This window comes from Methylovorus sp. MM2 (genome assembly GCF_001648895.1).
GTDB lineage: Bacteria > Pseudomonadota > Gammaproteobacteria > Burkholderiales > Methylophilaceae > MM1.
On record NZ_LXUF01000001.1, the window covers coordinates 494,209 to 507,697 of the forward strand.

Here is a 13,489-nt window from a genome sequence, read left to right on the forward strand (position 1 = left end):
AAACGATGAAACTGACGTTAACAGATAAACAGGTGCTGGTGCTGGGGCTGGGTGATACCGGTCTTTCAGCACTGCGCTGGCTTCATGGCCAGGGTGCGCGCCTGTCTGTTGCGGATTCTCGTACTGCTCCGCCTAACCTTGATTTGTTGGCAGTAGAGTTTCCAGCGTTACGTATATATGTTGGGCCATTCAAGCCAAAGATATTCGATGCGATAGACCTTGTAGTGATTAGTCCGGGTGTTGCCTTGGCTGAGCCTGAAGTACAGGCAGCAATCAAGCGCGGTATTCCTGTTGTTGGGGATGTCGAGTTGTTTGCACAGTATCGCCCACAATCTGCCAAGGTGATTGCCATTACTGGCGCCAATGGCAAGACTACGGTCACGACATTGGTCGGCGAGATGTGCAAAACGGCAGGCTTGAAAACCATCGTGGCTGGTAACATCGGCTTGCCAGTGCTTGATGCACTCGTGCTGCCAACGCCAGATGTCTATGTGTTGGAGCTTTCAAGTTTTCAACTTGAAACGACAAGCTCACTTAATGCCGATGCGGCAACGGTACTTAACGTGACTGAAGATCATATGGATCGCTATACAGGCATGATGGAATACGCGGCGGCAAAAGCCAAAGTATTCAATGGTGCCGGTGTGCAGGTGTTGAATCGTCAGGACAGCTTCAGCATTGGTATGGTGATCGATGGTCGCCAACAAGTGACCTTTGGTATGGATGCCAGCGATAAAGAATATGGTTTGGTCAATCAGGCAGGGCAACTGGCATTAGCCCACGGTAATACCGCCCTGCTAAAAACATCAGATCTTCACGTCACGGGTTTGCATAATGCAACGAATGCGCTTGCCGCCCTAGCTTTATGCCGCGCAATTGATATTGATTGGCAACCGCTCATTCAAGCTTTGCGTGATTTTAAAGGCTTGCCTCACCGTGTCGAGTGGGTGGCTGACATAGCGCAAATTGCATTTTTTGATGATTCTAAAGGAACGAATGTTGGCGCTACTTGCGCAGCATTGGCAGGTCTCAATAAACCGGGACAACCACAAAAAGTCGTCCTGATCGCAGGTGGCGATGGTAAAGGGCAAGACTTCTCACCCTTACGTGAGCCAGTGCAGACTAATGCGCGTGCAGTGGTGTTGATTGGCCGCGATGCACCGGTGATTTCTTCAGTATTAGCTGATACCGGCGTGACATTGATCAACGCAAGCACTTTGGAAGATGCGGTAGAGAAAGCATTCGCTGCTGCCAAGCCGCAAGATTCCGTTTTGCTTTCCCCCGCTTGTGCGAGTTTCGATATGTTCCGCAATTATGTGCATCGCGCGGAAGTATTCGTGAGCGCTGTACGGGCTTTAGCCAGCCGTTTGGCTGCTGCCCCTAAGTTAGGGGGAGCGCAATGATGTACATGCTAGGCGGACGTGAAAAAATCAGCTCACCCACTTATGACCAAGCCTTGTTATGGGTGACATTGATCTTGCTCGGTATCGGTCTTGTGATGGTGTATTCGGCCTCTATTGCGCTTGCCGAGGCGGATAGGGCTACAGGCCACCAGACGACTTATTTTCTGGTGCGTCAGGCAATCTATATCGCGATCAGCATTGCTGGTGGTTTTGTCGCCTTCCAAGTACCGACCGAGACATGGCAGAAGATCGCGCCTTATCTTTTCATCATGGGCATCGTGTCGCTTATATTGGTATTGATTCCCGGTGTTGGGCGCAATGTGAATGGTAGTCAACGCTGGTTATCGCTATTCGTGATCAATCTCCAGCCATCAGAATTCATGAAGTTGTTTGCCGCTATCTATGTCGCCGATTATGCGATCAGGAAATCAGCAGTGATGGATAGCTTTACGCGTGGTTTCCTGCCTATTGTCGTGGTCATGATGCTGATCGGCTGGTTGTTATTACGTGAGCCGGATTTCGGCGCATTCGCAGTGATCGCCTCTATCTCGATGGCGATTTTATGGCTTGGTGGTATCAATGCCCGCATCTTTGGTGGTTTGCTGGCTTTATTGCCTATCGCGATCGCAGGGTTGATCTGGAGCTCGCCATATCGTTTGCAGCGTGTGGTCGGTTTTATGGATCCTTGGGCAGACCCTTTCGGTAAAGGCTATCAGTTGTCGCACGCACTGATCGCGTTTGGTCGTGGAGAATGGTTTGGTGTCGGTCTTGGCGCCAGCGTTGAAAAACTGCTTTATTTGCCGGAAGCGCATACCGACTTCCTGCTTGCTGTGATTGCAGAAGAGCTTGGATTTGTCGGTGTCATCACTGTGATTGGCCTGTTCTCTTGGCTGGTATTGCGTGCCTTTGGTATTGGTAAAGAAGCCGTAGCCAATGAACGCTATTTCTCTGCTCTCTTGGCTCAAGGCATCGGTGTATGGATGGGCGTACAGGGCATTATCAATATGGGCGTGAATATGGGGTTGTTGCCTACTAAAGGCCTGACGTTGCCACTGCTCTCTTTTGGCGGCAGCGGTGTGTTGGCCAATTGCATCGGCTTGGCTTTGCTCTTACGAATCGATTGGGAAAACCGTCGTTTGCAAAAGGGCTTGCCGGTATGAGTAAGACACTCCTTATCATGGCGGCAGGCACAGGCGGGCACGTGATGCCGGGTCTGGCTGTGGCGGAAGCCATGCGCAATCGTGGATGGAATATCCATTGGCTAGGCACGCAGCATGGCATGGAAGGTCGTTTGGTGCCGCCGCACAATATCCCGATGACAGGTCTCAATTTCTCTGGCCTGCGTGGCAAAGGGTGGATGCACACGGTCAAAGGTATTTTCAAGCTTGTGGGTGCCACTCTCCAGTCATGGTCGCTTATGGGCACGTTACAGCCTAAGGTCGTGCTTGGCATGGGTGGTTACGTCACTGTGCCGGGTGGCTGGGCGGCGAGCTTGCGTAAATTGCCACTTGCCGTGGTGAATGCCGATGCAGCGCTATTGATGTCGAATCGTGCATTGGCGAATGCAGCGACTACTGTCCTGTTTGGCTTTAATGGCGGCGCTGAGTCGCTCGGTAAGCTAGCGGCAAAAGCCCATGTGACAGGCAATCCGGTTCGTAAAGAGATTACTGCATTAGCGGTACCAGAATCCAGATTCGATAAACGCAGTGGCCCGCTGAGATTATTAGTTGTGGGGGGCAGCCTAGGTGCCAGAGTATTGAACGAAACCTTGCCTCAGGCGCTTGCGATGCTCCCTGCTGAGAATCGCCCAATCGTGATGCATCAGTCAGGCGCGCAGCATGTAGAGGCTTTACAGGCTGCTTACGATGACGCAGGTGTTAGCGCCACAGTGTTGCCATTTATCGATGACATGGCAAAAGCCTATGCCGAAGCTGACCTACTGGTTTGCCGTGCAGGTGCGGTGACGGTGAGTGAGCTGGCGGTGGCTGGTGTGGCGAGTGTATTGGTGCCCTTGATCGTTTCCACAACTTCGCATCAGCAAGATAACGCACGTTGGATGGTAGAGCATGGTGCTGCGATCCACTTGCCACAGACCGAGTTGTCGCCAGAAAGCCTGGCAGAGCTATTACGTCACACCACACGTGAACAGTTATTAGGTATGGCACTTGCCGCCCGCAAACTCGGTCGACCAAGTGCTACGGAAGCTATCGCAGATGAGTTGGAGAGGATAGCCCTGCCATGAAGAATGTGAAGGTCACAAATGATGAAATCAGATCATGAAACATAAAGTCAAACAGGTACATTTCGTCGGTATCGGCGGCTCGGGCATGAGCGGTATTGCTGAGGTGCTGCTAAATCTTGGGTTTAGCATCAGTGGTTCAGACTTGGCTGACAATACGACGACAAGACGTTTATCCCGCCTAGGTGCCACTGTCTATCAAGGGCATCAGGCCGAGAATTTAGGTAAGGCTGATGTGGTCGTGGTTTCTTCCGCGGTGAACGAGGCTAATCCTGAAGTCATCGCTGCACGTGCTAATTTGATTCCTGTCGTGCCGCGTGCCTTGATGTTGGCAGAGTTGATGCGCTTCCGCCAAGGTATCGCCGTGGCTGGTACGCACGGCAAAACCACGACGACCAGCTTGATCGCCAGCATTCTCGCTGAAGCGGGTATGGATCCCACCTTCGTCATCGGCGGCAGGCTTGAAGCTGCTGGCAGCCATGCACGTTTGGGCACGGGCGAATACATCGTGGCAGAGGCAGATGAGTCGGATGCGTCATTCCTGCATCTCTCCCCTATTTTAGCGGTGGTCACCAATATCGATGCTGACCATATGGATACCTATGGTCATGATTTTGAAAAATTAAAAGGTGCCTTCATCGAGTTCCTGCAATGCCTGCCTTTCTACGGCATGGCTGTTGTTTGTATCGATGATCCGAATATCCGCGCGATATTGCCCAGTGTCACCAAACCTGTGATGCCTTATGGCTTCTCTGAAGAAGCGCGCATTCGCGCAACCAATGTACGTGCCGATGACGGCAAGATGCACTTCACTGTGCAACGTATCAACGGTGTGACGACTACGTTTGATGTCACGCTCAACTTGCCCGGTAACCACTATGTGCTCAATGCGCTGGCTGCCATCGCAATCGCGAGCGAATTGAATGTGCCCGATGCCGCGATCATCAAAGCACTTGCAGAATTTAAGGGTGTGGGTCGTCGCTTTGAACGATATGGTGAAGTGCCAGCCAAGAGCGGTGGCGAATTCACCTTGATCGATGATTATGGTCATCATCCAGTCGAAATGCAGGCAGTGATCGATGCAGCCCGTGGTGCATTCCCAGATCGCCGCCTTGTGCTCGCATTTCAGCCGCATCGTTATACCCGTACGCGCGATTGTTTTGAAGATTTCGTCAAAGTGCTTTCGGGTGCCGATATCGTCTTACTGACTGAAGTCTATTCCGCAGGTGAGCAACCGATCATCGCTGCTGATGGTCGCGCATTAGTGCGTGCTGTACGAGTGGCAGGCAAAGTCGAGCCGCTTTTTGTTGAAACAACAGCGGAGTTACCCGCCGCGATATTGGATATGGCAATCGCAGGTGATGTCGTCATCGTCATGGGTGCGGGCAGCATCGGGCAAGTCGCCGCCAATACCAAGGAGCTGGCAGCTTGATGGCGCTTCAGAATACATACGGAAAATTGCTGTTTAACGAGCCGTTGGCACGCTATACAAGCTGGCGTTGTGGCGGTTTTTCAGACCGTTTCTATATCCCTTCGGATATCGAAGACTTGTCTGTTTTCTTGCAAGGCTTGTTGGCAGAAGAGCCCGTGTATTTTCTGGGCTTGGGATCAAATCTTCTTGTTCGAGATGGTGGTGTGCGCGGCACGGTTGTGTTGATGCATAACGTACTGACTGCATTAAAGATGGATCAAGGGATGGTGTATGCAGCAGCAGGTGTGACCAGTGCCAAGTTAGCCAAGTTCTCTGCCAAGCAGCATCTTCATGGCGCTGAGTTCATGGCGGGCATTCCCGGTACCGTGGGTGGTGCACTAGCAATGAATGCTGGTTGCCACGGTAGCGAAACGTGGGAAATCGTGAAGAAAGTCGTGACAATCGATAAGCAAGGTCAATTACATGAGCGTGATAAAGCGGAATTCCAGACTACTTATCGTCATGTTGATATGCCGGATACAACGTTGGCTGGTAGTGCGCAGGCCACAGAGTGGTTTGTGGGCGCATGGTTCGATTTACATGCAGGTGAAGCTAGCGAAGCCGAGCAGAAGATCAAGAGTTTGTTGGCAAAACGTTTAGCCAGCCAGCCGCTGAATTGGCCGAATGCCGGTTCTGTATTCAGGAATCCGCAAGGTGATTTTGCTGCGCGTTTAATCGAAGCCAGCGGATTAAAAGGTTACCAAATTGGTGGTGCACAGGTATCAGAGAAGCATGCCAATTTCATCGTCAATGTAGATAAGGCCAGCGCAAAAGATATCGAAGACCTGATCGCCTATGTGCGTGAAACAGTGAAGCAGAAACAGGGTGTGGAATTGCAACAGGAAGTAAGAGTGATTGGAGAGTTGATCAATGGCTAGTGTTAACCAAATCGGTTTTGGCAAAGTCGCTGTGTTATTCGGTGGCAAATCTGGTGAGCGTGAAGTATCGCTAAAGAGCGGTGCGGCAGTGCTTGCAGCCTTGCATCGCCAGGGTGTAGATGCGCATGCTTTTGATCCAGCCGAAAAGCCATTGCACGATTTGGAGTCGTTTGATCGGGTGTTTATCGCGCTTCATGGTCGCTATGGTGAAGACGGCACTATTCAAGGTGCGCTTGAACTGATGAATATTCCTTATACCGGCAGTGGTGTCATGGCATCCAGCGTTGGTATGGATAAATGGCGTACCAAGCTACTTTGGCGTTCTGCAAATGTCATCACGCCCGATTTCGCATTGATCAATGCCAACACTGATTTTGCCGCTATTGAGCAACAACTTGGCTTGCCACTATTTGTGAAGCCCGCGAATGAAGGTTCCAGCATCGGCATCAGCAAGGTGAAGAAAGCCGGCGATCTGAAAGCCGCTTACGAGTTGGCTGCAAAATCCGACCCATTGGTGATCGCAGAACAGTTTGTCGGCGGGGGTGAGTACACCGTTGGCATTTTGGGTGATCAGGCATTGCCGATTATTCGTATCGTGCCCGCGAATGAGTTCTATGACTATGACGCCAAGTACCTGCGTGACGATACCCAATATCTTTGCCCGTGTGGCTTAAGTGCTGAAAAAGAAGCGCAGATTCAGGCTGAGGCTTTAGAGGCTTTCCGAGTAGTAGGCGGCCAAGGGTGGGGGCGCGTGGATTTCCTGATGGATGAATACGGCAAGCACTATTTCCTTGAAGTGAATACCTCTCCCGGTATGACAGACCACAGCTTGGTGCCGATGGCAGCCAAAGCGGCCGGGATGAGTTTTGATGCATTAGTCGTACATATACTGGAGCTAGCGCATGTGGGATAAGCCACAAGCCCTGAATTGGATCGCCAATTTCCTCTACGCATGTGCCGTGGTGTTGATGGTGTATGGGCTGCTATTTGTGGTGGTACATCTGCCGATCTTTCCTCTGCGTGAAGTGCGTGTGGAAGGTCAGATAAGTCATGTGACGCGTGAGCAATTGAAGTTGATCGTAGGTAAGCATTTGAGAGGTAACTTCTTCACGCTCGATCTGGCAAAGGCACGTGAGGCATTCGAGAAGCTGCCTTGGGCGCGCAATGTGAGCGTACATCGCCGCTGGCCCGACAAATTGGAAGTCGTGGTTGAAGAGCATCAGGAATTAGCGCGTTGGGGCAACATTGCACTGGTTAATACCTATGGAGAGCTGTTCCACGCAGCTTCTGATAGTGATCTGCCGGTGTTCTATGGTCCGGGCGATGGCGTGCATGAAGTCGCCGAGCACTATGGCAGATACAGTGCGCTGCTCTCAGTCACTGGAATGAAAGTATCAGAGCTGGTTCTGACGCCGCGCCGCGCATGGGAGATCAAGACCGACAAGCACATGGTGATCGAGTTGGGGCGTGAGCAGATGGATGAACGGCTTGCCAAATTTGCGAGCGTTTATAAAAACACGCTAACCAATCTCGGCGCCAATGTGCTGTATGCGGATTTGCGATATCCGAATGGATTTGCAGTAAGAAAGCCAGTGGCAACAACACCGTTGCCAAAAGTTACTACGGGAGCGGTCTGAGTTCAGGCTAATGAAATATATGACACACATGAATACTGGAGAGATCAATGAGCAGGATTAGAGATGACAAGAATCTCATCGTGGGGCTGGATATCGGCACCTCGAAGATTGTCGCGATAGTCGCCGAGTTACAACCAGAAGGCACACTCAAGGTGATCGGTCTTGGACAACACGTATCGCGCGGATTGAAAAAAGGCGTCGTCATCAATATCGACTCTACCGTGCAGGCCATTCAGCGCGCACTGGAAGAAGCCGAGCTGATGGCAGATTGCAAGATCAGCACCGTGTTCACAGGCATCGCCGGAAGTCACGTCAAGAGCTTGAATTCACATGGCATGGTCAAGATCAAGGATTCCGAGGTCACGCAGGCCGATGTAGAGCGTGTGATCGAAACCGCCCGTGCGATCGCACTGCCATCCGACCAACAGATCCTGCATATCCTCACGCAAGAATTCATCATCGATGGCCAAGAAGATGTGCGCGAACCACATGGTATGAGCGGCATGAAGCTCGAAGTGAAAGTGCATATCGTTACCGGCGCCGTGGCTGCTGCACAAAATATCGTCAAATGCATCAAGCGTTGCGGGCTGGATGTCAGTGATCTGATCTTGCAGCCCTTGGCATCAAGTCTGGCTGTGTTGACTGAGGATGAAAAAGAGTTAGGTGTGTGTCTGGTAGATATCGGTGGTGGCACTACGGACATCGCCGTATTTAAACAGGGTGCGATTCGTCATACAGCGGTAGTGCCGATCGCTGGTGATCAGATGACCAATGACATCGCCGTTGCTTTCCGTACACCAACGCAATCTGCAGAAGAGATCAAGATCAAGCACGGTTGCGCGCTACGCCAACTGGCTGATGCGCGTGAGGTTGTCGAAGTACCCGGTGTCGATGGCCGTGAGCCGCGACAGCTATCTGTGCAGACCTTGGCTGAAGTGATCGAACCCCGTGTCGTCGAGCTTTATGAATTCGTATTAGGTGAATTAAGACGCAGTGGCATGGAAGAAATGATCGCCTCTGGCATCGTCATCACGGGTGGTTCTGCCATGATGCGCGGCATGGTGGAGTTGGGTGAAGAGATATTCCACATGCCAGTACGTTTAGGAATGCCCCGATTCGTCGGTGGATTGTCAGAAGTGGTGGGAAATCCACGCTATGCAACAGGCGTGGGCTTGGTGTTGATGGGTAAGCAACAGGTGGAGCGTCAGATGCAAGGCCAAATGGAATCGACTTCATTCGGGCAGATGTTCAGCAAGATGAAGAGCTGGTTCCAGGGTAATTTTTAAGTAGTAAAGATTGCGTAGTCAGGCAGTTGTTTTTAGGCAGAAGTAAAACAGTACATACAAGGAGAAACAAGATGTTTGAAATAATGGATAGGGACTCGCAAGAGGCCGTGATTAAGGTGATCGGTGTAGGTGGTTGCGGTGGTAACGCAGTCGCCCACATGATCGAAAAAGCAGTTGGCGGCGTAGAGTTCATTTGCGCCAATACCGATATGCAAGCGCTCAAGAAGAGCCAAGCCAAGACTGTGATTCAGATCGGTACTGACATCACTAAAGGCCTAGGTGCTGGTGCACGTCCTGAGATCGGCCGTGAGTCTGCACTTGAAGACCGTGATCGCATCGCTGAGATCATCGATGGCGCTGATATGCTTTTCATCGCAGCTGGTATGGGTGGTGGTACAGGTACAGGTGCTGCACCGATCATCGCTGAAGTCGCTAAAGAAATGGGCATCCTGACTGTTGCCGTTGTAACCAAGCCATTCGCATTTGAAGGCAAGCGCACAAAGGTCGCACAAGAAGGTCTTGAAGAACTTTCCAAGCATGTTGACTCTCTTATCGTTATCCCGAATGAGAAACTGATGGAAGTATTGGGCGAAGATGTCCCTTTCCTGGAAGCATTCAAAGCGGCTAACGACGTGTTGCATAACGCTGTTGCAGGCATCGCCGAGATCATCAATTGCCCAGGCATGGTGAACGTCGACTTTGCTGACGTACGTACCGTGATGTCTGAAATGGGCATGGCGATGATGGGTTCAGCGCTGGCCACTGGCCCAGATCGTGCACGTATCGCTGCAGAACAAGCAGTAGCAAGCCCATTGCTTGAGGATGTCAACCTAGCGAATGCTAGAGGCGTTCTAGTGAATATCACTGCAAGTAGCTCTTTCAAGATGAAGGAATACTACGATGTGATGAACACGATCAAGGCCTTCACGGCTGAAGATGCAACGGTGATCGTTGGTAACGTATTTGACGAAACCATCGGCGATGGCTTACGTGTAACGATGGTGGCTACAGGCTTGAATGGTACGATGGCGCGCCGTCAGCAAAAACCTGAGTTGCGTGTGATGACACAGGTGCGTGACGGTACGACCAATCAGCCGATCTATATGGGTAACGAAGATGAGAGCCCTGCGGTATTCAGCTCCAATGGTCGTCGTTCGCAAGTAGAGGCGATGAAGATGCAAGGTGTGGAAGAATATGACATTCCTGCATTTCTGCGTAAGCAAGCCGACTAGTACTCAGTAGCTTACGAGTCGGCAAGCGCCGCAAATGTGCTATTATTTTGGGCTAACGATTTCGCATTAGCTAAGTGGGAATCTTTCTTGCTTTTATGTAAAAGCAGAAAGTATTTTTGAAGAAAGAATATAACGGTGCTCAAACAACGGACACTTAAAAACGTTATCCGCGCAACTGGTGTCGGGTTGCACAGTGGAGACAAGGTCGAGATGATCTTGCGGCCTGCTGCGCCTGACACAGGTATTGTTTTCCGTAGAACCGATCTGCCCGGTTCTGCTGAGATCAAAGTCGCTCCCCACTTTGTTACCGATACTCGCTTGTGTTCTGCCTTGGTTCACAACGAGGTTCGGATTGCGACAGTCGAACATTTGATGTCTGCACTTGCCGGTCTTGGCATCGACAATATCTATGTCGAATTGAATGCCGCTGAGATCCCTATCATGGATGGTAGCTCAGGGCCTTTCGTATTTCTTCTACAGCAAGCTGGCATCGTTGAGCAGGCTGCGCCCAAGAAATTCATTCGTATCAAAAAGACAGTTGAAGTGCATGAAGGGGATAAATGGGTGCGTTTCGACCCATATTTCGGTTTCAAGCTTGATTTCACTATCGACTTCAATCACCCGGTTTTTGAGCATAGCGGTAAACGTATCACCATTGATTTTGCTGATGACTCCTATATCAAAGAGATCAGTCGTGCGCGTACTTTTGGCTTCATGCATGAGGTCGAATACCTGCGCTCTAATGGCCTCGCGAGAGGCGGTAGTCTTGATAACGCTATCGTGCTTGATGAATACCGCGTGTTGAATAGTGATGGTTTGCGTTACGAAGACGAATTCGTTCGCCATAAGCTATTAGATGCGATTGGTGATTTGTATGTGTTGGGTCATCCATTGATCGGGTCGTTCACGGCCTATAAATCCGGTCATGCCCTGAATAACCAGATATTGCGTACTTTGCTTGCCGATGAGACAGCATGGGAGTTCGCGACATTTGATCGTTTTGAAGAGGCGCCGAGTGGGTTTCAAGTCCCTATCGGTATGCCACCTATGCTGCAATACACCTAAAGTGGCGAAGTTTTAACCATATGTTCTTTCTTCGCTTACTGGGTGTTTTAGGGTTGATTTCAGTAGCGATCTCTTTGGGTGTTTACTTTCTCTCTGGCGATAAACGCTACTTACGTTTCACCTGGCAATTGATCAAGTTCACGCTTGTATTGGTGCTTGTCACCATCGTTGTGATTGCCATTGGGCGTATCATTCTTTTCTAGTATTTTTGTCTTTGCAATCGTATTAGAAGCATCGCCATGTACATGGCTGTGTTAAGCTTTTTACGTGGCTTATGCCTTCATGCTTGTTAGGGTTTTTTTGATTCATTACGTCACTGACATAAGGTGTGCATGCGACTCTTAAAAGGCTTGTTTGGCCTGACTTTATTACTGAGCTCTCAGGCTTGGGCGCTCAGTACGGATGAATTGTTTACTAAAGCACGCGATGCTTATAAAGCACGCGATGATTTCGCTTTGTCCAACTATACCGACCAGATGCAGGCGCAGGGATATGTGCTGGCACCTTATGCCGACTATTGGTTGATGTTGCTACGCATGAGCCAGGCGGATAACCAGACCGTTCGTGCTTTTATCAATCGTTACCCGGATTTGCCATTTACCGATCGTGTACGTGGAGAATGGTTGAAAGCCTTGGGTAAACGGCAAGATTGGCAAACTTTCTTTGAAGAATTACCCAATTTCACCCGTGATGATGTCGCCGTGAGTTGTTATGCCTTGGATGGTCGTGCACAAACAGGCAATGTGGAAGCCCTCGCTTCTGGTAAATTAATATGGATGACATCAGCCGAGCAGCCCGCGAATTGCGAGCAAGTATTTGACCGTATGCAAAAAGCGCATGTGCTCAGTGACGATGATATCTGGATGCGTTTCAGGATGGCCATGCAAGACGGCAAGATCAGTGTTGCCAAGAATATCCCTAGCCGTATCTCAGGGTTCTCGAGTGCAGAGATCAAGCTGATCGATCGTGTGTATCAGAACCCGCAACAGGTGCTGGAAAAGAAAACCATCTCGCTACAAAGTCGCTACGGGCGTGAGCTTAATCTCTATGCCTTAGACCGCCTTGCCCGTACCCAACCGAGTTATGCCTTGGATATATGGCTGAAAATCCAGCCTTCTTTTAGCGCAGAGGATAAGAGTTATTTATGGGGGCGTTTTGCTTTGCATGCCGCCCGTCGTCATGATCAGGCAGCACAAGGCTGGTTTGATCGTGTACAAAAAGGTACGCTTGATAAAGAGCAATTAGCCTGGAAAGCGCGTACTGCACTGCGTGTTAAAGACTGGCCTAGCCTACAGGCAACGATCAGTGAAATGCCTGTTGCCCAGCAGGATGAATCAGTATGGCGTTATTGGAAGGGGCGGGCGCTACGTGAGCAAAAGCAGATACTTGCGGCCAATGTGATCTTCGTGCCGCTATCGCGAGAGCGTAGTTATTACGGGGTGTTGGCAGAAGAAGAGCTAGGTGATGTGATCAGCGGTGTTCCCAGCAGTTATAAGCCCGCCGAAGTCGAGATCAATACCATTGCAGGCTTGCCCGGCATACAACGTGCTGTGGAGCTATTACGCTTTGACATGCGTTGGGAATCACGCGCCGAATGGGCGTGGGCAACGCGTAATTTTGATGACAGGCAAATGATTGCCGCTGCTGAGTTGGCAGCGCGACAGCAGTGGTATGACTTGGCCATCATCACAGCGGATAAGACCAAGTTCATGCACGATTACTCCTTGCGTTATCCCACACCTTATCGTGACATGATGCAAAGTTTCTCTCGTGAGCAGAACCTTGATGAGGCATGGGTATATGGCCTCACAAGGCAGGAAAGCCGGTTTATCCATTATGCCAAGTCTGGTGTCGGGGCCGCTGGTTTGATGCAAGTCATGCCCGCGACTGCCTCATGGATAGCGAAGCGCATGGGGCTTGGCGGCTATAATAACGGCATGATTCATCAGCTGGATACCAACATTCAGCTCGGTACTTACTATATGCGCTATACGCTAGACTTGATGGATAATCAGGTGCTGATGGCAACGGCTGCTTATAATGCCGGGCCAAGCAGGGCCAAGCGCTGGGCAGCTACAGTACCGCTGGAGGGGGCGATCTATGCAGAGACGATTCCTTTCACTGAAACGAGAGGATATGTGCAAAAAGTCATGGGTAACGCTTATTTTTATGCACAGCAATTGGGTACGAAAATACAGACGCTCAAGCAGCGTATGGGTACAATTAGCGCTAGCGGCGGTACGCTTACGGTGGACGAAGCCGAGTAATAACGAAGCCT

The 13,489-nt window shown here is 50.6% G+C and carries 12 protein-coding genes; all 12 read left to right on the top strand.

Annotated features, from left to right (window positions below; genetic code table 11):
• The first annotated feature begins 5 nt into the window (after positions 1 to 5).
• Positions 6 to 1,403, top strand: coding sequence for a UDP-N-acetylmuramoyl-L-alanine--D-glutamate ligase (gene murD, locus A7981_RS02240; protein WP_067263423.1), 1,398 nt, complete (start codon positions 6 to 8; stop codon positions 1,401 to 1,403).
• A complete protein-coding gene (gene ftsW / locus A7981_RS02245; RefSeq protein ID WP_067263426.1) occupies positions 1,400 to 2,563 on the top strand; it encodes a putative lipid II flippase FtsW in 1,164 nt (387 codons plus the stop codon). Before murD ends, ftsW begins: the two co-directional genes overlap by 4 nt.
• Positions 2,560 to 3,645: an undecaprenyldiphospho-muramoylpentapeptide beta-N-acetylglucosaminyltransferase gene (gene murG, locus A7981_RS02250; RefSeq protein WP_067263429.1), complete on the top strand. Its 1,086-nt coding sequence runs from the start codon at positions 2,560 to 2,562 to the stop codon at positions 3,643 to 3,645. Before ftsW ends, murG begins: the two co-directional genes overlap by 4 nt.
• Before the next feature lie 34 nt (positions 3,646 to 3,679).
• The gene (murC, locus tag A7981_RS02255; RefSeq protein WP_067263432.1) at positions 3,680 to 5,074 is read left to right on the top strand and encodes a UDP-N-acetylmuramate--L-alanine ligase; all 1,395 of its coding nucleotides are present in this window, start codon (positions 3,680 to 3,682) and stop codon (positions 5,072 to 5,074) included.
• A complete protein-coding gene (gene murB, locus A7981_RS02260) occupies positions 5,074 to 5,991 on the top strand; it encodes a UDP-N-acetylmuramate dehydrogenase (RefSeq protein ID WP_067263435.1) in 918 nt (305 codons plus the stop codon). Before murC ends, murB begins: the two co-directional genes overlap by 1 nt.
• A complete protein-coding gene (locus tag A7981_RS02265) occupies positions 5,984 to 6,904 on the top strand; it encodes a D-alanine--D-alanine ligase (protein WP_067263438.1) in 921 nt (306 codons plus the stop codon). Before murB ends, A7981_RS02265 begins: the two co-directional genes overlap by 8 nt.
• A complete protein-coding gene (locus tag A7981_RS02270; protein WP_067263440.1) occupies positions 6,894 to 7,628 on the top strand; it encodes a cell division protein FtsQ/DivIB in 735 nt (244 codons plus the stop codon). Before A7981_RS02265 ends, A7981_RS02270 begins: the two co-directional genes overlap by 11 nt.
• A gap of 47 nt (positions 7,629 to 7,675) precedes the next feature.
• Complete coding sequence (gene ftsA, locus A7981_RS02275; protein ID WP_067263442.1) at positions 7,676 to 8,914, top strand: cell division protein FtsA; 1,239 nt, start codon at positions 7,676 to 7,678, stop codon at positions 8,912 to 8,914.
• Positions 8,915 to 8,985: 71 nt separating this feature from the next.
• Positions 8,986 to 10,146, top strand: coding sequence for a cell division protein FtsZ (gene ftsZ / locus A7981_RS02280; protein ID WP_067263444.1), 1,161 nt, complete (start codon positions 8,986 to 8,988; stop codon positions 10,144 to 10,146).
• A gap of 135 nt (positions 10,147 to 10,281) precedes the next feature.
• The gene (gene lpxC / locus A7981_RS02285; protein WP_067263445.1) at positions 10,282 to 11,211 is read left to right on the top strand and encodes a UDP-3-O-acyl-N-acetylglucosamine deacetylase; all 930 of its coding nucleotides are present in this window, start codon (positions 10,282 to 10,284) and stop codon (positions 11,209 to 11,211) included.
• A gap of 20 nt (positions 11,212 to 11,231) precedes the next feature.
• Positions 11,232 to 11,414: a hypothetical protein gene (locus A7981_RS02290; protein ID WP_067263447.1), complete on the top strand. Its 183-nt coding sequence runs from the start codon at positions 11,232 to 11,234 to the stop codon at positions 11,412 to 11,414.
• A 129-nt stretch (positions 11,415 to 11,543) separates the two neighbouring features.
• Complete coding sequence (locus A7981_RS02295) at positions 11,544 to 13,478, top strand: transglycosylase SLT domain-containing protein (RefSeq protein WP_067263449.1); 1,935 nt, start codon at positions 11,544 to 11,546, stop codon at positions 13,476 to 13,478.
• The last annotated feature ends 11 nt before the right edge of the window (positions 13,479 to 13,489 follow it).

Excerpts from the sequence above, each read along its gene's own strand:
- murD (WP_067263423.1), top strand. The coding sequence starts at position 6 with ATGAAACTGACGTTAACAGATAAACAGGTGCTGGTGCTGGGGCTGGGT.
- ftsW (WP_067263426.1), top strand. The coding sequence starts at position 1,400 with ATGATGTACATGCTAGGCGGACGTGAAAAAATCAGCTCACCCACTTAT.
- murG (WP_067263429.1), top strand. The coding sequence starts at position 2,560 with ATGAGTAAGACACTCCTTATCATGGCGGCAGGCACAGGCGGGCACGTG.
- murC (WP_067263432.1), top strand. The coding sequence starts at position 3,680 with ATGAAACATAAAGTCAAACAGGTACATTTCGTCGGTATCGGCGGCTCG.
- murB (WP_067263435.1), top strand. The coding sequence starts at position 5,074 with ATGGCGCTTCAGAATACATACGGAAAATTGCTGTTTAACGAGCCGTTG.
- A7981_RS02265 (WP_067263438.1), top strand. The coding sequence starts at position 5,984 with ATGGCTAGTGTTAACCAAATCGGTTTTGGCAAAGTCGCTGTGTTATTC.
- A7981_RS02270 (WP_067263440.1), top strand. The coding sequence starts at position 6,894 with ATGTGGGATAAGCCACAAGCCCTGAATTGGATCGCCAATTTCCTCTAC.
- ftsA (WP_067263442.1), top strand. The coding sequence starts at position 7,676 with ATGAGCAGGATTAGAGATGACAAGAATCTCATCGTGGGGCTGGATATC.
- ftsZ (WP_067263444.1), top strand. The coding sequence starts at position 8,986 with ATGTTTGAAATAATGGATAGGGACTCGCAAGAGGCCGTGATTAAGGTG.
- A7981_RS02290 (WP_067263447.1), top strand. The coding sequence starts at position 11,232 with ATGTTCTTTCTTCGCTTACTGGGTGTTTTAGGGTTGATTTCAGTAGCG.
- A7981_RS02295 (WP_067263449.1), top strand. The coding sequence starts at position 11,544 with ATGCGACTCTTAAAAGGCTTGTTTGGCCTGACTTTATTACTGAGCTCT.